A 21,265-nucleotide genomic window follows, 5' to 3' on the forward strand; every position below is an offset into this window, starting at 1 on the left:
AATCATGAATGATCGTAGAAAAAGCCTTAAAAGCGCAGGAGTTCTCCTGCTGATGTTGTTACTTATCACAGGATGCTCTATGAAGGAGCCTCAAGAAGAACTAGAAAGTGTACAGACCCCATCTGTGGAAGAGCAGGAGGGCCTGGAAGAAGTGGATACTTCTGTGGATTCTTCAGAAAATGCGGGCATAACGGTGGAGTATTCCAAGAAGGATCTGGAGACGGCTTATGATGAAACCTCTGCCACAAAGATTGTTTTCTCCGGGGAAGCTTTGGTCACAGGTGAAGGTGCAGAAACAGAGGGTAGAAACGTCACCATTACAAAGGGCGGAACCTACCTTCTCTCTGGTACATCAGAAGATGGATCTTTATCCGTGAAGGTCACAGAGGAGGAAGATGTGGTGCTGATCCTAAATGGGCTGGATCTTACAAGCAGGTCCACCTCCGCCATTAAAATCTATGAAGCGGATAAAGTGGTGATGACCCTCGCTTCGGGAACAAAGAACATCTTAAGGGATGGAGAACTCTATGAGGAAGAAGACCTTGATCCCAATGGAGCCATATTTTCAAAAGGGGATCTCACCATCAATGGAGAAGGAGAACTTCTTGTCTATGGAAACTATGCCCATGGCATTGTCAGTAAGGATGATTTCAAGATGGTCAGCGGAGAAGTGACGGTCTATGCCAAGGAAGATGGGATCAAAGGAAAAGACCTGGTGGCAGTGAAGGATGGAACCCTCTATATTGAGGCAGGAAGTGACGGAATCCAATCCAGTAATGATGAGGACCCAGAAAAAGGTGTTGTGCTTCTTGAAAATGGTAGTGTCACCATATCTTCAGGTAATGATGGAATTCAAGCAGAAACGGTGCTGGAAATCAGGGAAGGTACCTATGTCCTCACCACCGGTGGGGGCAGCAGCATCGTCAGCACCAGTGACAACTGGGGAAACTGGGGACCTTCGTCTCAGGTGGAAGAGGAAAGCAGTGATTCTGCAAAGGGGCTGAAAGCTGGAACAGTTTTGAACATTTTAGGTGGAACCTTTGACATCAGCTCTTCGGATGATGCAGTGCACTCCAATGGGAACATTCTTATGAAAAATGGAGTGCTTTCCATCTCATCCGGGGATGATGGCATCCATGCAGATGACACTGTGGAGATTGCCGGGGGGGAAGTCTATATTGAAATGAGCTATGAGGGCATAGAAGGGTCTAAGGTCATCATTGGAGATGGAAAAATCCATGTGGGGGCCAAAGACGACGGCATCAACACCGCAGGGGGCAATGACAGCTCTTCTCTAAATGGGAGACCGGGACAGAATATGTTCTCCTCTGATGGGAGTTTTCTCTCTATAACTGGTGGAGAAATAAGAGTGAATGCGGAAGGAGATGGCATTGATGTCAACGGAGATGCAGAGATGACTGGCGGGCTGGTCATTATTGAAGGACCGCTAAATGATGGAAACAGCGCTCTGGACTATAACGGGAGCTTTTCGATTACAGGAGGCACACTGCTTGCTCTTGGCTCCAGCGGTATGGCCATGAATGTCTCAGAGACCTCTACCCAAGGAGCCTTTCTCTTAAATGGTGAAGAAGTGGCTGCGGGTGAAACCCTGGTCATCAAGACATCCTCAGGAGAAGAGCTGTTTTCTTATACTACTGAGAAAAACAGTGCTTCTCTCCTGTTCTCCTCAGAAGACCTGAAACAAGGAGAAACCTATGGGGTCTATTCGGAAGGGAAAGCACTGAGTGAGGTGTCTATGACAAGCCTTGTGACAACCATGGGCACTTCTGGCATGACACCAGATGGTGGCAAGAACCCTGGAGGAGGCATGATCCCAGGAGGCGGGAAGGTTCCGGGGAGTAGGCCTTAAGAAAGCAGATAAAAGGACTGCGCAGGCAATCTGCACAGTCCTTTGCTGTTTCATTGTGGTGATGATGAAGAAAGTCAGGAACCTTTCAGAAAAAACTTGGACTTTTCTAGACTTCAATGGAGATAATAGAAGAAAGTGTAGTAAAGAATGGGTGTGAGGTACATAAATGGAAAAGAAACTGAAACAAGTTGTGGGGATTCTGATGCTGATGACGGTGATGTTCACGGGATGGATGTTTTTTGGAGGACCTTTTGATACGTATTATCTTCTATGGAATCTCCTGTTGGCGTGGATTCCTCTGGGCATTGCACTGGTCCTGATAAAGGAGAGAAAGAAACAGCCGTCGGGGCTCCGGGCTCTGGGGAAAGGGTTCCTGGCGGCTTTATGGCTTTTCTTCTTTCCCAACGCAGTGTATGTGATTACGGATTTTATCCATCTGAGTCAGGATGTATTTTATTATCCGAACCCGTCCTATGAACCTTATTCAGGAGCAGAGCGCATCCTCTACAGCATGGAGAAACTGCCCTGGAACAATTTTTTCTCTATCTCCTATGCAGTGTTTCTGGGGTGTGCTCTCAGTGCCCTTTCCTTATACCTTCTCCATGGGGAGGTGAGAAGGGCGAAGGGCAGCAGAAGAGCCTGGGGGATGGTTGTTGCTGTCCATCTTCTCAGTGGCTATGCCATCTATCTTGGCAGGTTCATCCGCTTTAACTCCTGGGATGCGGTGCTTCGGCCAGTGCATCTTCTCCGGTTTGTTGTGGGAAGTTTTGATAAACATGCACTTTCTTTCAGCCTTCAGTTTTTCCTTTTGTCTTTTTTCATCTATCTGATCTTTTATCTCTTTGCGGATCTTGGGAGAAGTGAAGAGAAAACCCAGTAGTCAGGTGTTTTTTCTATTGGAGGATCTGAGAAAGAAGCAGCATGCTTTTCTGTTTCATTTTTGAGAAGAATTGTGTATGCTGAAAATAACAAGATGAAAGAGAGGTGTCGTGATGGAAAACAGTAAAGTGGAAGATGAACTCATAGAAGTCTGCACATCCCTTGGAAAAGTGTCCGGTCTGGAGTTCTCTCTTCTGAATAGCGATGCAAAAACCCTCTTCAGACTGGTTCTTCGAAAAGACACGACCCTCTTCAAGTACCGTCAGCAGTATAAAAGTGATATGGTGAAAAGCACCTTCACAAGAAAAGCAGAAGAGGTGCTGGTATACAAAGATAATCTGGGACTTCAGTACCTGGCTGTAAGCCTTTTTTCTGAGCAGCAGCCCTATGTGGTGGTGGGGGGGCCATTTCTCAACGCCCACGTCTCGAAAGAAGAGCTGTTGGATCTACTGGAGGAGAATGGGATTCCGATGCAGGATCAGAAGTTTCTTCTGGAAGCTTATCGAACCATCAAAATTCTCAATCAGGAGGAATATCAGTCCCTTGCAAAAGTCATGGTGTGGAGCCTCACGAAGAAAAATCTTGATGCGAAAGTGTACTATCACCGATCCAGAATCACAGACTTCAAAAAAATAAGGCCGCGGGAGATCGAAGAGTCCTTCACGCTCATCGATGAGCGGTACCGGATCCAAAATAAAATGATGTACTATGTGAGCATCGGAGATGGAGAGTCCGCAAAGAAGATCATGAGTAAGACCGTATATGATTTCAGTTATCGGGTACCGGGAGATCCTTTAAGAGCTTTAAAGAATCTGTATCTGACTTTTAATACCATTCTCCGCATCGCCGTGGAAAGAGCAGGGGTTCCGCCTATCAGCATCCATCAGCTTTCTGATAACATGGCTATTTACATTGAGAGGATGCAGAGCATCGAAATGGTTCAGGAGGTTTCTGACAGGCTCATTGACGAGTATGCTGCTCTGGTTCAGAGAATGACCACCGTAGGTTACTCCAGACATATCCAAAATGCCATTCATTATCTGGAAGCACATCTGGAGGAGAAAATCCATCTTCAGGATGTGGCCGATTATGTCCATATCAGTGCGTCCCATCTTTCCAGGCAGTTCCGGAAAGAAACGGGACTCTCCATGACAGCGTTCATCAATAAAAGAAGAGTGGACCGGGCCAAAGCCCTTCTTTCAGAAAATCAGGAAAGCGTCACAGCCATTGCCTTGTCCTGCGGGTTTGAGAATCTCAATTATTTCAGCAAAATCTTCAGAGAGCAAACAGGGATGACGCCGCTGAACTATCAGAAACAGCATAAAATACAGGAATAGTAAAAGACTGCATCTTATCTATAGGATAGGTTCAGTCTTTTTCATGTTTTTGTCAATGAAATCACAAATTCTTTGGTTTTTCAAAGAGAGACAGCATATTATTTCTATAAACAACAAAATAATTGCAATAGGTAACGTTATCATTTTTTATAATAAGTTCATTGATTCACAAAGTATGAGGAGGAATGCAACTTGTTATATCCAATATCGACCCCGACCAGAACGCTTATGGACCTATCAGGCATTTGGAGGTTTTCTCTGGAGGAGAACCACGATCCGAAAAGTCCACTGTCCCATGGAGAGGTCATGGCAGTGCCAGGTTCTTTCAATGAGCAGGGTGTGCTGAGAAAGATCAGAAACCACGTGGGCTCTGTATGGTATGAGAAGGACTTTGAGATCTTTCATAAACTTCTTTCTGAAAGGCTGGTGCTGCGTTTTGGCAGTGCGACCCATTATGCAAAAGTATATGTCAATGGCAAGCTCGTCACAGAACATAAGGGCGGATTCATGCCTTTTGAGGCAGAGATCAATGAATATCTGATCTCTGGAAAGAACCGTGTCACGGTGGAAGTGAACAATATCCTGGATTACAGCACTCTACCAGTTGGAAACTACAAAGAAGAAAATGGCGTGAAAAAGAATCAGCCGAACTTTGATTTCTTTAATTATGCCGGTCTCCATAGACCTGTGAAGATCTACTCCACTCCGAAGAGCTATGTGGAAGATCTCTCCATCACTTATGATGTGGAGGAAGGTCATGCAGTGGTGCACTTTTCTGAAACTGTAAAAGGAGACTTCGACAAAGTAAGGTTCCTGGTGAGAGATGAGAACCAGCAGGTGGTTTATGACGGATATGAGAAAGATGCCCTCATTAGAAACGTCATCCTTTGGCAGCCTTTGAAGGCCTATCTTTATGAAGTGGAAGTTCATGTGGAGAAGGACAGTGAAGTTGTGGATATCTATACAGAATCCTTTGGTATCCGAACGGTGGAAGTGAAAAACAATCAGTTCCTCATCAATGATAAGCCGTTCTACTTCAAGGGCTTTGGAAAGCACGAGGATTTCTTTGTCAACGGCCGTGGCCTCAATGAGGCACTGAATGTGACGGATTTGAACCTGATGAAGTGGCTGGGGGCAAATTCCTTCAGAACTGCCCATTATCCTTATTCTGAAGAGATGATGAGACTTTGTGACAGGCAGGGGATTGTTGTCATTGATGAGACGCCTGCAGTGGGACTTATGCATGGCTTCAACTTTGCACTGTTTGGTGGAGATGGAGACAAGAAGAAGACCTTTGAAGTGATGAACACCAAAGAAGCACATGAGCAGGTGCTGAGAGAGCTGGTAGCAAGAGACAAGAATCTTGCCTGCGTTGTCATGTGGTCTGTGGCCAACGAAGCCACCACCATTGAAGAAGGTGCAGAGGAGTATTTTGCACCACTTATCAAGCTCACAAAAGAGCTGGATCCTCAGAAGAGACCTGTGACCCAGGTGCTCATCATGATGTCCATGCCTCATAATGATGTGGTGTCCAAACATCTGGATGTGATCTGTCTCAACCGTTATTATGGATGGTATGTGAATACGGGAGAACTGGAAGAGGCAAAGACTGCTTTAAGAAATGAACTTCTAGAGTGGAAGAAAGCGTATCCCAATACACCGGTGATGTTCACAGAATATGGTGCAGACACTGTGGCTGGATTCCACGCAGTGGATGACATTCCATTTACCGAAGAGTATCAGGTAAGGTATCTTCAGGCGAATCATGAAGTCTTTGATGAGTTTGACCATGTCATCGGAGAACAGATGTGGAATTTCGCAGACTTTGAAACCTCTGTGGGCATCATCAGAGTCCAGGGGAACAAGAAGGGTCTTTTCACAAGACAGAGACACCCGAAGATGGCTGCACACTCTGTGAGAGACCGCTGGATGAATATTCCGGATTTTGGATATAAGAACAAATAGACAACAAGAAGAACAGAACGAGTTGAAAAAGCAGAAAAAACGGTAGACAAAAGAGAAAGAAGTGGGGAAAGATTCAGGGATGGTGTTTCCATCCCGCCCGCTACATATTCATGCGAATAGGCGCCATTTTCATGGATAGGCATTAAAACGAACGAAGCACAGTCCATTCATCTACAGGATTTTATAATTATACGGAGGAAATCATGGAAAACAATAATAAAGTCACCTATAATACTGCCTCGACTGCCCAGATCGGCCTATTCGTCTTGAACAATACTGCCACGAATCTCTATATGTTTTTTATGCTGTTTGTTTCCTACTATGCCACAGGGGTAGCGGGGCTTCTTGTGGTGGCCGTAACCACCATCATGACAGCCATGAGAATTTTTGATGGTATTACAGATCCCATCATCGGATTTATCATAGATAAAACAGAGTCCAAGATTGGTAAGTTCAGACCGTATATGGTACTGGGCAATGTAATCCTTGCTCTCAGCGTAGTTCTTCTACATATGACCACCCATCTGGTGCCACAAGGATTCAGGCTGGTTTACTTCATTCTGGTGTACTCAGTCTATATCATTGGATACACCTTTCAGACAGCCTGCACCAAAGCGGCTCAGACTGTTCTGACCAACGATCCGAAGAAAAGACCCCTTTTCACTCTGTTTGACGGCATCTTCAATACCGTGCTTTTCACAGGAGGACAGTTTCTCATCTCCAATGTGCTGGTACCTAAGCACGGAGGATTCACCATGGGTTTCTTCCGTGAAATGATGGTGTATGTCATTGTGGTCTCTGGTGTGTTCACCGCTCTTTCTGTGATTTCTTTATGGAAAAAGGATGTGAAAGAGAACTGGGGTGTTCCATCTGATGTTCAGATTAAGTTCCGGGACTACTGGCCCATCATCAAAGGAAACAGACCCCTTCAGATGCTCATCATCTCCGCCTCCACGGATAAGCTGGCTGCCACTGTGAAACAGAATTCTGTCACGGTCATCATGCTCTATGGCATCCTACTTGGAAACTATGCCTTATCTGGGACCATGGGACTGATCATGACGCCTTTGACCATTGTATTGACTTTCATCGGCATCGGCTATGCCAGAAAACTGGGTCAGAAAAAGGCTTATGTGGTTTCTACCTGGATTTCCGTGCTGCTGGGTGTTCTCCTTCTTCTCTTCTTCGCCACTGCGGATCTTAGAAGCATCTCTCTGTCTTCTATCAATCTGGCCACGATTCTGTTTATTGTTCTGATGGTCCTACAGGGCGGTGCCATCTCCATCGGATCCAATATCGTCATCCCAATGATTGCAGACTGCTCTGACTATCAGACTTACAAAACCGGGCAGTATATTCCTGGGATGATGGGCACCATCTTCTCCTTTGTGGATAAGCTGATTTCAGCCTTCAGTGCCAGCATTGTGGGTATCATGGTTGCTACCATCGGGTTCCGGGAGCAGCTGCCCACAGCAGATACACCCTATTCCGGTCCAATATTCTGGATGACCATGTTCTTCTTCATCGGGATGCCAATTTTAGGCTGGCTGGCTTCTCTCATTGCCATGAGATACTATGAGCTGGATGGAGAGAAAATGGTGGAGATTCAGCAGGCCATTCACGATCAAAAAGAAGCTGCTGTATAAAAGCAGAAGGTTTCCTCTTGAGAGAGTCTTCAGTTCCAAGGGCTGAGGCTCTCTTTTTTGAGCACTTTATGATGTGCTGAAATTTAATTCTGTTCTAATGGGAAAAAAACCAAATCGTTAATAAAAGGTTTACATTCACCGGTTGAATCCGTTCATTTTTTGCTCAATAATAGAGATATGAGGATTCTTTGAAATTCAAATATATTACTAAAGCATAGAAAATATAGTGGATTTTAAAGAACTTTAATATCGTATAAAAGGAGAATGAACAATGAGAAGACTGATCAATGATCCTTATGACGTGGTGGAGGAAATGCTGTCTGGGTATGTGAAGGCACACAGCGACTATGTGAAACTTCTGGAGCATGATGGAAGAGTGGTTGTGACTACAAATCCTGTACCTGGAAAAGTCGGTGTCATCATCGGAGGCGGCTCAGGACACGAACCTCTATTTTTGGGCTATGTAGGCAAGAACTTCGCAGATGCTGCTGTCATCGGCAACATCAATACTTCTCCATCACCAGAACCTTGTTATAATGCTGTAAAGGCAGTGGATCAGGGAAAAGGCTGTATTTATCTTTATGGAAACTATGCAGGAGACGTGATGAACTTTGATATGGGTGCTGAAATGGCAGCCGACGATGGCATCCGCGTAGAGACTGTTCTTGTGACAGATGACGTGGTTTCTTCTGAAAATATTGAGGACAGAAGAGGAATCGCTGGCGACCTCTTTGTGTTCAAAGCTGCTGCTGCCGCTGCTGCCAAGGGCATGGACCTGGATGCTGTAGTTGCTGCTGCAAAGAAATGCAATGACAATACCCGTTCCATGGGTGTTGCGCTTTCATCTTCCACCATTCCAGTAAAGGGCGGCACTATTTTTGATATGGAAGATGGAGACATGGAAATCGGTATGGGTATTCACGGTGAGCCTGGAGTACGTCGTGGTAAGATCGAACCTGCAGACCAGGTGGTCGATGAAATCATGGAACATATTCTGAAGGACTTCCCGCTCTCTGAAGGCGATGAAGTGTACACTCTGGTGAATGGTCTTGGCGGACTGCCTCTCATGGACCAGTATATTCTTCATAACCATCTGGAAGAAGTGCTGAGAGAAAAGGGCGTTAAAGTCTACAAATCTCTCGTAGGAAACTATGCGACTTCAATGGATATGATTGGTATGGGCATCACCATCGTCAAGGTGGACGAGGAGCTGAAGGAGCTTCTGGATTATCCAGTGGATACTCCTTATATGAGCATCAGATAAGATACATCTCTACTTGAGGATATCCGCAGAAAAAAGGGTCTTGGCCTTTTTTGAGCGGATATCCTTCCATTTCAAAAGAAGATAATAATCCCGGAACCGCTGGTTCTGGCCGGAGGAAATAGTATGGTATATAACAAGGAATTTTTCAAAAACTTTATTCTGCGTCTCATCCCCATGTTTGAGGAGCATCGTGACTATCTGTCAAAACTGGACTCCGACATCGGAGATGGAGACCATGGGGTCAATATGTCCATCGGATTCCGTGAAGTAGAAAAGCAGCTGGATAAAATCTATGAGGAAACAGAAGACATCGCTTCTTTTTATAAGAAAGTCGGCATGATCATTCTTGGAAAAGTAGGTGGGGCTGCAGGTCCCCTTTATGGCAGCCTCTTCATGAAAGCCGGAGAAGATATCAAAGGCAAGAATGAAATCACCTTCCCGGAACTTGTGGGCTTCATCGACAATGGGGTAAAAGCCATTGAAGCCAGAGGTAAGGCTGTGGTGGGAGATAAGACCATGGTGGATGCGCTGAGGCCTGCTGTGGATAAACTGAAGGACTCTGTTGAGGCAGGTACTGAGGATGTGGAAAGCTTTGAAGCCTTTGTGGATGAACTGAAAGCAGGTTCTGACAGAACCATTCCACTCATCGCAAAGAAGGGAAGAGCCATGAGACTGGGGGAAAGAGCCATTGGATTCAGAGATCCCGGTTCCTTCTCCTCTTATCTCATTTATCAGGAAATGCTGAAGGAAATGAAGAATGCATAAGGAGAACACCATGAAGAGAAAACCCATCGTGGGCATGAGCCTGAAGATTTACGTGAACCGTATGGAAGAGGCGAAGACCCTGGCGAAGGAGATGAAGAAAAGGCTCGGGCAGATGGAAGATCTGGATCTTTTTCTCATTCCCTCCATGGGGACACTCTATCCTGTGGCAGAGATTCTAAAAGACTCTGCCATCCGCTATGGTGTGCAGAATATTGCACCGAAAGCCCAAGGAGCTTATACAGGGGAGTTCTCCATTGAGAGTGCGGAAGATCTTTCCTGCTCTTTGGTGGAGCTTGGCCATGCGGAGCGTAAAGCTCTTTTTCAGGAGACACCGGAAATGATCAATGAGAAGGTGCACCTGACCTTACACTACCATATGTGGCCCATCGTCTGTATCGGAGAACGGGAAAAGGGAGAAGGAAGAAAAGAAGCGTTGAAGGACCAGATTCTTTCTTATATGAAAGGCATCTCACCGGAGAGGTTCAAAGATATCGTCCTGGCCTATGAGCCAGAGTGGGCTATTGGTCAGCCGGAGCCTGCAGAGGCTTCCTATGTGCATGAATCCATGGCCCTCATCCGAGATATTGTCCGGGAGCATTTTGGAGAGAAAGCCAGCTCAGCTGTTCGTCTCATCTATGGCGGGTCTGCGAAGAAAGAGACGGCCTTAGAGATTGCACAGTCGGAAGATGTGGATGGTTTATTCATCGGAAGGTTTGGACATGAGATGGACAACCTGGAAGCCATCGTAAGAAACGTAAGAAAAGCAAAGGAGGGTGTTTAATATGAAAATCGCCATTGGCTGCGATGAAATGGGATATGAGTTGAAGCAGCATATCCTTACGGTATTAAAAGACAACGGGTATGAGTATGAGGATTTCGGCTCCTTTGAAGGAGAAACCATTCTGTACCCCAACATAGCAGAGAAGGTTGCAAAGGAAGTGGCATCCAAGAAATTTGATCGGGGCATCATCATCTGCGGAACGGGCATTGGCGTAGCCATCACAGCCAATAAAGTTCATGGCATAAGAGCGGCTCAGGTGGCTGATGTTTACTCTGCAGAAAGAGCCGCGAAAAGCAATGATGCCAACATCATCACCATGGGTGGACTCACCATGGGGAAAGCCCATGCAGAAATGCTCACGCTAGCGTATCTTCACAGCGAGTTCCAAGGAGGACGTTCTCTTCCTAAGGTGGACCGCATGAAGGAGATTGACGACCAGTACAGAGGAGAATAGTTTATGGTAAAATCAGCACTCAACATGGGAGTGCTGATTTTTACGTTATGTACACAACCTGAAGGCACTTGTTCTTCTTTTTGCAGAATGCTACAATGAGGTCAAATATACAGCGGTGTATCTTATCAAATTGTATGGAGGATGTATCTCTATCGACTGACGCTTCAGAACAACGGCGGGGGAAAATGACCCTGCATGAAAGAAAGGAAGAGTGGTCATGAAAAAGAAATCTTTACTCATGCGCTGGATGAGTGTACTCATGGTGTCTATGCTGTTTGCCCTCTTTGTTGGTTGCAGTTCTAAGGAGGAGCCTTCTGTACCTGGTGAAACACCGCCAGCGGAAGAAGGAGAACAAGAGGAGGAGAAGCCGGAAGAAACGCCTGGTGAGGAGAAACCTGCAGAAGAAAACACTCTCAGCAAGGAAGAACTGAAAGATCTTTTTGGCAGTGGAAAGGACATGGCGGAAGTCTACTACGAGATGCAGGTTACGGGTATGGGCAGCGAGAACACCATCAGCCGCATGTATATGAAAGGCACCAAAATGAGGGCGGAGAGCGAAGTCATGGGGCAGACTTTTGTGATGATTCATGGAGAAGATGCGCTGTATATCCTGGATGCCTCCAGCAAAACAGCCATGAAAATGCCTCTGGGAGAAGATGCCGAGGGAGAGCAGGATACTTTTACCATGGACGATTTCACCAGTGATGTGGATGAAACAGACATGACCTATGTGGGAAAAGAAACGTTAAACGGAGTTTCCTGCCATGTGGTGGAGAGCACAAAGCTTGAAGAGGGCTATCATGTGAAAATGTGGCTCCATGAAGAGTATGGATTCCCCATGAAGATGGAATCCCATAATAAAGACGGCTCTGAAGCCTTTGTCATGGAAGTGACGGACTTCAAAGTGGGAGATCTTTCTGATGCTCTGTTTGAAGTGCCGGAAGGCTATGAAATCGTGGATATGGGAAATCTCATTCCCACTGTTCCATAAGGCTTGAGATGGTCCATAGACAAAATATGACAATTCTTACCGGCAGTGGAAAATCTGCCGGTTTTTTCGTACGGATTTCCAGAAAAGTGCTATGATGAATGTAAGAAATGAAGCAAGGAGGTGCAGGTATGAAGAAAATTAAAGCGCTCAGTCTTATGTTGTCGAGTCTCGTTCTTTTTTCCTGCACCCAGAATCCTTTTTTCTCTAAAGAAGATAGTGTAAAGGAGCATCCTGAAGTCCAAAAGGTGGAGAAGGTTCCGGAAAATGAAGTGATGGAGCCCGTATCAGATCATACCTCTTTATCATCCAGAAGGAACACGGCTGAATCACCAGAGGAGAGTGTAAAAAGAAAAGAGGAACCTCTCACCTTCATAAAGCATCACCAGGTGTTCTTTATGAAAATGACAGGAAATCTTCGCCAAGGTCCCGGGATTCAGTATGAGATTCTTCAAGTGATTTATGAAGAGGAAAAGATTGAGACCCTGGAAAAAGTCAGCAATGGGTGGTACAAAGTCCGATACGGAAGTGAGGAGGGGTATCTCAGCGGCATTCTTCTCACAGAGGAAAAACCCCTTGAGATCTCGAAAGAAACAACTTCACCGGTGAAAGAACCTGTAGAAACCCCTTCAGAGAATAACCCATCAGAGCAAGCTTTGGAGACTGCCTCGAAGCCTCAGGAACAGTCACCAGGGGAAGAAACAGGGAAAAGTTCTGGTGAGACTTCTCCGCTGAGTTCAGAAAGAGCTTTAGCCAGCGATGAAGTGAGGCTTCAAGATGCGACGATGAAGCACCAGAGGGAAGTGCGGCATATTGGACTGCGTGTCAACGCCATAGAAGTTCCCGATGATACCCATCCGTATGGCACCATTTTGGAGATGGTGTCAAAGCCAGGCATTTATAAGAAAGGGGACACCATTGACATAAAGATTGCGGTGGCATCGGATAAAAAAGCATACTTTAGCACAGCAGATAAAAGTCTTCCCCAAAACTACAAATCTGTTGTCCATAAAAATCTGGAAGAAGAGATTCTAAAACTTCTGAATGCCTACAGAAGAGACAATGGACTCAAAGAGCTGCTTCTGAAAGAGGATCTCATGAGTTCAGCCAGATATAAGAGTGAGTCCATGCTGCAGCATGATTACTTTGCTCACTATAATCCCCACTTAGAGTATATTTCCTTTGGAGACCTTATGAACTTCATTTTCGGCTATACCCATTACACCAAAAAAGGAGAGAATCTTTTTGCCAATATGGGCAGTGAGGCAGTTTCCGCCCAGGTGATTTTTGAAGGATGGAAAAACTCTCCTTCTCACAATAAAGCCATGCTGGATCCGGAGTATATCTATGTCGGAGTTGGCATCATCACAGCTCCTGTCAGCGGAACTTTTTATGGTGGGAAATATGTGACCCTGGCCACTCAGCATTTTGGGAAATAAGGATACTTAAGGATAGAATACTAAAAAAGAAACAGAGGTCTGCCATCACTTTGGCAGGCCTCTGTTTCTTCTAAAAACTATTCCCCGAAGAAAAATGGACGGATTTCGTCAGATATTTTTGGCAGATATTCATGTCCGTATTCTGGAAGAATGAGAAGTTCTTTTTTGCTTCTAATTTTATTGAAGGTGGCAAACTGTGTCACCGGCGGAACAACTTCATCTTTCATACCCACTGCCCAGAGCACTTCGGCTTGGATTCGCGGTGCTAAATGCTGAAGATCGATATACTCCAAAGTTTCAAAGAATTCTACCTCTTTCTTATGCAGAGGATCCCTGAAACGGAAATAATAAGGGAGTTCTTCAAAGGCAGAAGTTTCTGCTCCTAACTCATAGGCTTTCCGATAATCAGATAGAAAAGGATACACAGCAAGCACTTTTTTTACTTCAGGGACAAGGGCCGCACAAGCGATGGTTAGCCCTCCGCCTTGAGAAGCACCTTGAGCATAGATATCAGTTCGATCCACATAAGGAAAAGACATAAGAATCCTTGCAGCGTGTGCAGTATCGATAAAGACTCTTCTGTAGTACAGGTTTTCCTTCCCCTCCTCTACACCTCTAATGATGAGGCCTTTCATGACACCACCAGAGGTCTTGGTATTGTCTTCAGAGGGGCCACCCTGGCCACGAGCATCCATGGAAAGGACCGTAAAGCCTTCTGCCACAAGTCCAACTTTATCAGAAAAATCTCCGGAGTCTGTATGATAGCCATGAAACTGGAGCATTCCTTTATACAGTTTTCCTTCTGTTTCTTTTGGTGTATGCAGCTGACAGTGAACCTTTGCTCCTCCAACACCAATGAACGTAAGATGATAAGCTCTGGCAACTTTAGAGGGGAAGTAAATTTCTTCTAAATGATAACTAAGAGGTAGTGCCTGCATTTCCTTGAGGGCATTGTCCCAGTAGAGATCAAAATCTTCGGGTTTTCTACCCATTCCTTTGTAGCTTTTCAGTTCTTCGATGGTCATCGTTTTCCTCCTGTTCTTCTGATCATTTCTAAATAGTATCTGACAGTGTGGTAAGGCCCTTTCCAGTGATCTGAAATATGTTCCGGTTCCTGATGGTTATGAATAAGTGATGATAAAGGTTCTCCCTCTTCTGTAAGTCTTGAATACCATTCGCTTCCTGGTCTTTTATCGATAAAGAACTTTCCAATATAATCATATACTTTTACAGCTGCATCAAGATAGTCTTTCTGGCCAGTTTTCTCATAGGCATCATAGAACCCTATGACCGCTTCTGCCTGTGGCCACCATACAAAAATGGGATGGTGCTGTTCACTGCTGTCAGATAACAATGCACCACTTCTGTGAAGACCTTCTTTGAGTGAAGTGCTTGCAAGGCGAAGGTTCATTCTGTAGATTTTTTCCTTCAGTGTGGCTTTCAGAGGAAGAATGGATAGAGTTTCTGTAAGAAGCCAAGCGGTTTCGATGTCGTGTCCATAAGAGATCGTATCGTGAACCGGTGTCCAGTCTTTATAGAAACTTTGAGCACAGTATTTTTCGGATATATATACTTTTTCATGGAAAATCTCAAGAAGAAGCTCTGTCTTTGCGAGAACAAGGGGGTTTTGGGTCACTGCATAAAGTGCTGTATAGGCTTCAAGAATATGGAGAAATGTATTGGTAGTATGTGATGCATCTCCCTGATCTAAGGTAAGAATTTCAGGACGTTTTGCTGAATAGTTGCAGAGAAACTCTTCTTCATAATAGTGCCCTGCTTCATTCCAGACTTTTTCCTCCAATAGACAGAAAAGATGAAGAGCTTTCTCCTTGGCACCTTGTTTAGGTTTTACTTTTTCATACGCACTGAGACCATAGATGGCAAAGGCTTGAGCATAAGTGACTTTTCTTGTGTCTAAAGGGGTCCCATCCTTATCCACCATCCAGTAGATACCACCATAGAGTGGATCCAGAAATTTCTCGCACAGAAAATTATAGGCATGATCCGCTATATTGAGATCATTTTTATCTTTGGTCAGTGAATAAACCTTCGAGAATGCAAAGAGAAAGCGGCTGTTCATAACACCCCCTTTTGGGGCTTCTCTTTGTTCCTCCAGATGAATGTTTACAGCTCCGTAGAAGCCTCCATATTGAGTGTCCAACTGGCTACGCCAGAATGGAAGAACAGTATGTTCCAGCTCGTAGATGAAGTGTTCTTTATTCATGATGTTCTCCTTTATGATCTTTCTCAATGAGTGAGTTCAACCACTTCCCGTTCTTCGTACGATTACTGCCAAGAAGAAAGCGGATGATTTCATGAAAACCTGCCGCCAGGTACATGTAAGGGAAAGGTACAGACGCGATAAGTAGTATCCAGGTTAGAGGGATACTCACAAGCCAAACGCTCAAGGTATCCATGTAGAGCACATATTTTGTATCTCCACCAACTCTAAGTATTCCTACATTGTTCACGTAATTGTAGTGCTTAAAGAGTGAGAGTCCAGCATAGATATAAAGCAAGATTCTGGAAAGTGATTCAACTTCACTGGTGATGTTGTAAAGAGTGAGAAGCCTCGGACTGAAGAGAATAATCAAGATACCGGTGACCAAAGAAAGCTGAAGTGTTAGTTTTAAAAACTGATCTGCATATCCTTTTGCTTTCTTAAAGGATGATTTGCCAAGTTCATGTCCAATCATCACAGAAGAGGCATCGCTAAGTCCTGTATAAACACAGATGAAAATGAAGACAAGGGGATCGATGAGGGTTACTGCCGCGGTTTCATTGGTGCCTACTTGCGTATAGAAGTAAAAGAGGGTCAAGTCTCCAAGAGTCCAGGTCAGGTGGTTGAAGATAGAAGGAAGTGTCAGGGAAAAGTATCTTCTTTCAAAACCTCCTTCTTTATTGTACTTAACAGCATCACTCCCAACCAGACGTTCGCGGTAAAGAAGATGTAGAAGAAGTGCTGTCTGGATGAGTCTTGCAAGGAGCGTTGCATAAGCAGCACCTTTGATGCCAAGTTCCGGCAGCCCGAAAGGGCCGTAGATCAGAATCCAATTAAAGAAGGTATTGAACAGAAGTGCTATGACACTGTAGGCAGTGGGTTTATGAACAATGCCCATGGATTTGAGGATTACGCCAAAGAGCATGCTCCAACCGGTGAGCATATACGTGAAGGCAATGATTTTGATATAAGATACTGCATTCACCATGACAGATGGATCCACTGTGAAGATGGAAAGAACATTTTCTGTGAAAATGAAGGTGAACATACCAAAGAGCAAGGAAAAGAATGTTACATAAAGAAAGACCAGGTCTAGAGTCTTCTTGACGCCTTCCCGATCTCTTTTGCCAAAATACTGTGCGGAAAAAATCGTAGCTCCGCTGACAAATCCCTGAAGCACGATGATGAGAAACTGGGAGTATTTGTTAGCTATACCTACTCCAGCAATGGCTGATACACCAAGGCCCCCCACCATCAGGGAGTCCACCATGTTCAGTCCTGAGGTGATGAGCATCTGTAAGGTGACTGGTAAGGCGAAATACCACATTTTTTTATAGAAAGTATAAGTGCTGTCTGTCATAAGGAGCCTCCGGTTTGGATTGATTTTTGGGATTTTTGTACAGTGTATTCTTTACAGGAACACAATCAGGTGGTATCGTATTCAGTATACTAATAAATATATACTTTTAAAAATCAATGTCAATACTTAATAGGAGGTTTTTATGGAATTTATCAAAGCAGTCACCTTCGGGTATCTCAGCAAAAGAGGAGAATGGGAAACAGAGGAAGCGAAAGAATCGTTGCGACTCTTAAAGGAAAGAATGGCCATCACTCATGTGGTGTTGGCTGTGGTAGTAGAGCAGGAACATATTCATGCCACAGAGATCAACTGGCAGGATTCTTGTGTGCTCTCAGATGAAGAAGTGGAGGCTATGGTCCATTATGCCCATGGTCTGGGACTGAAAGTCATCATGAAGCCCATGGTGAACATTACGACGGGTCACTGGAGAGCCCATATCAATTTTTTTGACCATGATGTTCCCTGTGAACCAAAATGGTCTGAGTGGTTCTCTTCCTATACCGCCTTTATCAGACATTATGGTAAGATGGCAGAGAAGACGGAATCTGAGATGTTTGTCATCGGCTGCGAACTTGTGAATGCTGATAGAAGGGAGAAAGAATGGAGAACGCTCATAAAGGAAGTCAGGGAAGTATACAATGGACCTATAACGTATAACTGCGATAAGTATCAGGAAGGAAATATCACCTGGTGGGATGCAGTGGATGTAATCTCTTCCTCCGGCTACTATCCTGTGGATAAAATAGACGAGGAACTTGCGAGGATCGAGAAGGTGGTTCAGAAGGAAGGAAAACCATTCTTCTTCTGTGAGGCAGGCTGTGCATCCAGAGTCGGAGCAAAATGGCTGCCGAATAACTGGGAGCTTCAGGGAGAACCTTCTTTGGAAGAGCAAAAAGTCTGGTATGAAGCCTTTTTATATGGAGTCTCTAAGTTTTCTTTTGTGGAAGGAATGGCACTTTGGGACTGGAAAGCTCGGCTTTATCCCATTGAAAAAGCTACTGAAGATATGGACTATGCCTTGTATGGCAAGCCATCTGAAACTCTTGTCGAAAATTTCTATAAAAATAATTAAACATTTTCATTTAAAAGTATATACATTTAAATTTAAAAGTGCTAATATAAACCTGTAAACGATATTTTGTCTAGGAGGACATGTAATGAAAAAAAGATCAATTTTTGCTTTAGCATCATTGACTGTAGTCACATCCATGCTTCTATCCGCCTGCGGAAATAGCAGCGCACCAAAGGATCCAGAGACTCCAGGTGCAGAAGGGGAAGTGGAGACCATCACCTTCATCAACCACAAGACGGATTGGGAGACCAACGGCAAGTGGGATGAGTATATGGCAGAATTCAATAAAGTTCACCCAAACATTAAAGTAGAAATCCAGACCATCACTGATTATGCCGGTCAGATGAAGACTAGAATGAACACCAAGGAGTATGGGGATTTGCTCATGCTGCCTGCAGACATTAGCCCACAAGACTATGCACTATTTTTTGAACCACTGGGCCAGAAAGAGGAGCTGTCTGAAAAGTATATGGGTCTCAATGACCGATCTTTTGAAGGGGTTCAGTATGGAATTCCAACACAGCTTAATGCCACCGGTATGGTTGTTAATATGAAAGTATTCCAGAATGCGGGAATCAATGAGTTCCCAAAGACACCGGAAGAGTTTGTCAAGGCGCTGGAAACCATCAAGGAAAAGAATCCTGATGTGATTCCTCTTTACACAAACTATGCTGCAGGCTGGACACTGTCCAACTGGGATTTTGTGAGAACTGGTGTATCTGGAGATCCAGATGTGACCACCAAGATGGCACAGGACGAAGCTCCTTTTGAAAAGGGCGATACCATGCATACCATCTATGATGTATTATTCCAGGTTGCTGAAAAGGGACTCATCGAAGCGGATCCAACCACATCTGACTGGGAGCAGTCCAAAGTGGATATGGCAAATGGAAAGATTGGTGTGATGGTTCTCGGCAGCTGGGCAGTACCACAGGTACAGGCCATTGTTCCTGAAAATGCGGATGATATCACTTTCCAGACCTTCCCTGTCACAGCAGCAGATGGAAAACAGTATATGGGTGTTGGTGGAGACTATAACCTTGCCATCAATGTGAACTCTGAGCATAAGGAAGCTGCAAGAAAGCTCCTTGACTGGCTCATCGACGAATCTGCATACGCAGTTGAAAATGGTGGACTACCAGCACTGAAGGGCGGAGAATATCCACCAGCACTGAAAGCAAGCCAGGACGCAGGTGTTATCCTTTTGGAAGAGAATCCAGCACCAGCTGGAAAGGAATCCCTTTTCTCTGATGTGAACAATGAAGCTGAACTGGGAGTGGGGTCCACAGACCTTGAGAAGCAGAGAATCATTGATGCTGCAGTGGGCAACAGCAATGAAAAGTTTGAAGATATCATGAACGAGTACAATACACGCTGGGCTGACGCTGTTAAGAAGTTCAGCAGCAACTAAGGAACTTATTGCAGGCGCTCCTTCATAAAAAGAAGTAGCGCCTGTTTATAAATGGAGGGAAAGGTTTTGAAGAAATATAGAATCAGCAAAAAGACAGAAAAGCGCATCCTGATCTTTTTGTTTACATTCATCCCTGTGAGTCTTCTGGTATTGTTCTCCTATTATCCCTTGGTCAGAATGTTTCAGTATTCACTGACCAACTGGAATGGGATCACACCAAATCCTGACTTTGTGGGGCTTGAAAACTACAAGACGGTCATGACGAATCCGAACTATTTTACGGTGTTTAAAACAAGTCTCTACTATTTCATAGCGACTTTTTTTCAGCTCGGCATTGCTCTTCTTTTTGCTACACTTCTATCTTTCAAGGTGAAGTTCAAGAACCTGTGGAAAGGAGTTCTCTTTTTCCCTTATCTGTTGAATGGTGTAGCCATTGGGTTCATTTTCCTTTACTTCTATAAAGGAGGCGGAACACTAGACTCTGTCTTAAGCTTTCTTGGCCTTGATCATATGATTCAGCTCTGGCTGGGAGACCGTTCGATCAACAATATATCCCTGGCTTTCACTTCAGTATGGAGATATACAGGTTTTAATTTTCTTATTTTCTTGGGGGCCATTCAGTCTGTAAGTCCTGAAATCTATGAGGCTGCGCAGATTGATGGAGCCAGTCGCTGGGATGAGTTCAAATATATCATCGTTCCAAGTATCAAGAATATCATATTCCTCAATATTATTCTGGGGATCAGTGGTTCATTAAGTGTCTTCGATATTCCTTATATCATGACAGGAGGATCCAACGGCACCATGACTTTTGTCATTCAGACCATCAACACCGCATTCAAGTACAATAAGACAGGGCTTGCATCAGCCATGGCTGTGATCCTGCTCATCATTGTTGTGGTGGTCACCCTCATTCAGAGATATGCAGTACGGGAAAGAAAGGAAGGGTAAATTGTGAAGGATCAAAAAAGGAAAAAGAAAAAGGTGAAGATTACGCCTGGCAGTATCTTTAAGTATACTGTACTGACCATTGGTGCCATCGTCGCATTACTGCCCCTTCTGGTGGTACTCATAGGCTCTATGAAATCCAATGAGGAGTTTCTTACAAGCAGTGTGCTTTCTCTACCCAAGTCCTTGGATTTCAGCAACTACAAGACCGCTTTTGTTGACGGTCAGATGCTTATAGGCTTTAAGAACACCTTCTTTATCTTCATCATCAGTATGGTGGGAAAGCTTACCTTAAGCTCTATGTTCGCTTATGCGTTCAACCGCTTTGACTTCAAATTCAAAAAGCTCATCCTGGCTCTTTTTATGACGGCGATGCTTATTCCCTCCATCACCAGTCAGGTGGCCACCTTCCAGATTATCGTGGGGATGGGGCTTTATGATACCATCTGGTCTGTTATTCTTCTGAACCTTGGAACAGATGTCATCTCCCTATATATCTTTATGCAGTATCTGGATGAGATTCCGATTTCTCTGGATGAAGCGGCATATCTTGACGGAGCATCTTATTTTCAGATTTTCTGGCATGTGATCTTACCGAATCTGAAAGCGCCCATTGTTACCATGCTGATCATCAGTGGCGTGGGTGTTTATAACGACTTTTATAACCCTTTTCTCTATATGCCAAGTAGAGATCTTAAAGTGATTTCCACTGCGCTGTTTGCTTTCAAAGGTCCCTACGGCACTAACTGGCCGGTGATCCTTGCAGGGGTGATGATTGTGATTCTACCAATTCTGCTCTTGTTCCTCTTTTTGCAGAAGTATATCTATAACGGGGTAGCAGGTTCTGTGAAGTAATCGAAAGGAG

The 21,265-nt window shown here is 44.6% G+C and carries 18 protein-coding genes; 15 read left to right on the forward strand and 3 right to left on the reverse strand.

Annotation, left to right across the window (positions count from 1 at the left end; all coding sequences use genetic code 11):
• Positions 1-4: 4 nt before the first annotated feature.
• The 11 genes from DEF30_RS02145 (at position 5) to DEF30_RS02195 (ending at position 13,388) form a co-directional block, all read left to right on the forward strand.
• Positions 5-1,870, forward strand: coding sequence for a carbohydrate-binding domain-containing protein (locus tag DEF30_RS02145; RefSeq protein ID WP_294096029.1), 1,866 nt, complete (start codon positions 5-7; stop codon positions 1,868-1,870).
• 166 nt (positions 1,871-2,036) lie between these two features.
• Entirely contained in the window at positions 2,037-2,750 is a 714-nt protein-coding gene (locus DEF30_RS02150; RefSeq protein WP_294096031.1) for a DUF1361 domain-containing protein, read from the forward strand.
• Between the two features lie 112 nt (positions 2,751-2,862).
• Complete coding sequence (locus DEF30_RS02155; RefSeq protein ID WP_294096033.1) at positions 2,863-4,086, forward strand: AraC family transcriptional regulator; 1,224 nt, start codon at positions 2,863-2,865, stop codon at positions 4,084-4,086.
• A gap of 192 nt (positions 4,087-4,278) precedes the next feature.
• Positions 4,279-6,051, forward strand: a complete 1,773-nt coding sequence (gene uidA, locus DEF30_RS02160) for a beta-glucuronidase (RefSeq protein ID WP_294096035.1) — start codon at positions 4,279-4,281, stop codon at positions 6,049-6,051.
• A gap of 203 nt (positions 6,052-6,254) precedes the next feature.
• Positions 6,255-7,697, forward strand: a complete 1,443-nt coding sequence (locus tag DEF30_RS02165) for an MFS transporter (protein ID WP_294096037.1) — start codon at positions 6,255-6,257, stop codon at positions 7,695-7,697.
• A gap of 271 nt (positions 7,698-7,968) precedes the next feature.
• Positions 7,969-8,961: a dihydroxyacetone kinase subunit DhaK gene (locus DEF30_RS02170; protein WP_294096040.1), complete on the forward strand. Its 993-nt coding sequence runs from the start codon at positions 7,969-7,971 to the stop codon at positions 8,959-8,961.
• A 123-nt stretch (positions 8,962-9,084) separates the two neighbouring features.
• On the forward strand, positions 9,085-9,726 hold the full coding sequence (dhaL, locus tag DEF30_RS02175) for a dihydroxyacetone kinase subunit DhaL (RefSeq protein WP_294096041.1): 642 nt from the start codon (positions 9,085-9,087) through the stop codon (positions 9,724-9,726).
• 10 nt (positions 9,727-9,736) lie between these two features.
• The gene (locus tag DEF30_RS02180; RefSeq protein WP_294096043.1) at positions 9,737-10,507 is read left to right on the forward strand and encodes a triose-phosphate isomerase family protein; all 771 of its coding nucleotides are present in this window, start codon (positions 9,737-9,739) and stop codon (positions 10,505-10,507) included.
• A gap of 1 nt (position 10,508) precedes the next feature.
• Positions 10,509-10,961 carry an RpiB/LacA/LacB family sugar-phosphate isomerase gene (locus DEF30_RS02185; RefSeq protein WP_294096045.1) on the forward strand — a complete coding sequence of 151 codons (453 nt, stop codon included), beginning with the start codon at positions 10,509-10,511 and terminating at the stop codon, positions 10,959-10,961.
• A 217-nt stretch (positions 10,962-11,178) separates the two neighbouring features.
• Complete coding sequence (locus DEF30_RS02190) at positions 11,179-11,952, forward strand: DUF4412 domain-containing protein (RefSeq protein ID WP_294096047.1); 774 nt, start codon at positions 11,179-11,181, stop codon at positions 11,950-11,952.
• Between the two features lie 128 nt (positions 11,953-12,080).
• On the forward strand, positions 12,081-13,388 hold the full coding sequence (locus DEF30_RS02195; protein ID WP_294096049.1) for a CAP domain-containing protein: 1,308 nt from the start codon (positions 12,081-12,083) through the stop codon (positions 13,386-13,388).
• A gap of 77 nt (positions 13,389-13,465) precedes the next feature.
• Here the strand turns inward: DEF30_RS02195 and DEF30_RS02200 are convergent, their stop codons facing one another.
• From DEF30_RS02200 to DEF30_RS02210, 3 genes are read right to left on the reverse strand one after another with little or no spacing between them, the layout of a single operon-like run.
• Positions 13,466-14,413: an acetylxylan esterase gene (locus DEF30_RS02200; RefSeq protein ID WP_294096051.1), complete on the reverse strand. Its 948-nt coding sequence runs from the start codon at positions 14,411-14,413 to the stop codon at positions 13,466-13,468.
• Positions 14,410-15,612, reverse strand: coding sequence for an AGE family epimerase/isomerase (locus DEF30_RS02205; protein ID WP_294096053.1), 1,203 nt, complete (start codon positions 15,610-15,612; stop codon positions 14,410-14,412). Before DEF30_RS02205 ends, DEF30_RS02200 begins: the two co-directional genes overlap by 4 nt.
• Positions 15,605-16,969 carry an MATE family efflux transporter gene (locus DEF30_RS02210; protein ID WP_294096055.1) on the reverse strand — a complete coding sequence of 455 codons (1,365 nt, stop codon included), beginning with the start codon at positions 16,967-16,969 and terminating at the stop codon, positions 15,605-15,607. Before DEF30_RS02210 ends, DEF30_RS02205 begins: the two co-directional genes overlap by 8 nt.
• A 142-nt stretch (positions 16,970-17,111) precedes the next feature.
• On the opposite strand from DEF30_RS02210, the gene DEF30_RS02215 reads away from it, so the two are divergent.
• The 4 genes from DEF30_RS02215 to DEF30_RS02230 all read left to right on the forward strand — a co-directional run bounded on the left by DEF30_RS02215 (position 17,112) and on the right by DEF30_RS02230 (position 21,255).
• Entirely contained in the window at positions 17,112-18,041 is a 930-nt protein-coding gene (locus tag DEF30_RS02215; protein WP_294096056.1) for a 1,4-beta-xylanase, read from the forward strand.
• Positions 18,042-18,126: 85 nt separating this feature from the next.
• Positions 18,127-19,452 carry an ABC transporter substrate-binding protein gene (locus DEF30_RS02220; protein ID WP_294096060.1) on the forward strand — a complete coding sequence of 442 codons (1,326 nt, stop codon included), beginning with the start codon at positions 18,127-18,129 and terminating at the stop codon, positions 19,450-19,452.
• Between the two features lie 66 nt (positions 19,453-19,518).
• Positions 19,519-20,403 carry a sugar ABC transporter permease gene (locus DEF30_RS02225; RefSeq protein WP_294096061.1) on the forward strand — a complete coding sequence of 295 codons (885 nt, stop codon included), beginning with the start codon at positions 19,519-19,521 and terminating at the stop codon, positions 20,401-20,403.
• A 3-nt stretch (positions 20,404-20,406) separates the two neighbouring features.
• A complete protein-coding gene (locus tag DEF30_RS02230; protein ID WP_294096063.1) occupies positions 20,407-21,255 on the forward strand; it encodes a carbohydrate ABC transporter permease in 849 nt (282 codons plus the stop codon).
• Positions 21,256-21,265 lie beyond the last annotated feature (10 nt).

It is taken from the genome of Proteiniclasticum sp. (assembly GCF_003514505.1).
Lineage (GTDB): Bacteria > Bacillota > Clostridia > Clostridiales > Clostridiaceae > Proteiniclasticum.

What these genes read in the sequence shown, in the direction of transcription:
- DEF30_RS02200 (WP_294096051.1), bottom strand. Translation starts at nt 14,413, where the DNA reads ATGACCATCGAAGAACTGAAAAGCTACAAAGGAATGGGTAGAAAACCC.
- DEF30_RS02220 (WP_294096060.1), top strand. Translation starts at nt 18,127, where the DNA reads ATGAAAAAAAGATCAATTTTTGCTTTAGCATCATTGACTGTAGTCACA.
- dhaL (WP_294096041.1), top strand. Translation starts at nt 9,085, where the DNA reads ATGGTATATAACAAGGAATTTTTCAAAAACTTTATTCTGCGTCTCATC.
- DEF30_RS02170 (WP_294096040.1), top strand. Translation starts at nt 7,969, where the DNA reads ATGAGAAGACTGATCAATGATCCTTATGACGTGGTGGAGGAAATGCTG.
- DEF30_RS02205 (WP_294096053.1), bottom strand. Translation starts at nt 15,612, where the DNA reads ATGAATAAAGAACACTTCATCTACGAGCTGGAACATACTGTTCTTCCA.
- DEF30_RS02185 (WP_294096045.1), top strand. Translation starts at nt 10,509, where the DNA reads ATGAAAATCGCCATTGGCTGCGATGAAATGGGATATGAGTTGAAGCAG.
- DEF30_RS02150 (WP_294096031.1), top strand. Translation starts at nt 2,037, where the DNA reads ATGGAAAAGAAACTGAAACAAGTTGTGGGGATTCTGATGCTGATGACG.
- DEF30_RS02210 (WP_294096055.1), bottom strand. Translation starts at nt 16,969, where the DNA reads ATGACAGACAGCACTTATACTTTCTATAAAAAAATGTGGTATTTCGCC.
- DEF30_RS02145 (WP_294096029.1), top strand. Translation starts at nt 5, where the DNA reads ATGAATGATCGTAGAAAAAGCCTTAAAAGCGCAGGAGTTCTCCTGCTG.
- DEF30_RS02155 (WP_294096033.1), top strand. Translation starts at nt 2,863, where the DNA reads ATGGAAAACAGTAAAGTGGAAGATGAACTCATAGAAGTCTGCACATCC.
- DEF30_RS02190 (WP_294096047.1), top strand. Translation starts at nt 11,179, where the DNA reads ATGAAAAAGAAATCTTTACTCATGCGCTGGATGAGTGTACTCATGGTG.
- DEF30_RS02195 (WP_294096049.1), top strand. Translation starts at nt 12,081, where the DNA reads ATGAAGAAAATTAAAGCGCTCAGTCTTATGTTGTCGAGTCTCGTTCTT.
- DEF30_RS02165 (WP_294096037.1), top strand. Translation starts at nt 6,255, where the DNA reads ATGGAAAACAATAATAAAGTCACCTATAATACTGCCTCGACTGCCCAG.
- DEF30_RS02180 (WP_294096043.1), top strand. Translation starts at nt 9,737, where the DNA reads ATGAAGAGAAAACCCATCGTGGGCATGAGCCTGAAGATTTACGTGAAC.
- DEF30_RS02215 (WP_294096056.1), top strand. Translation starts at nt 17,112, where the DNA reads ATGGAATTTATCAAAGCAGTCACCTTCGGGTATCTCAGCAAAAGAGGA.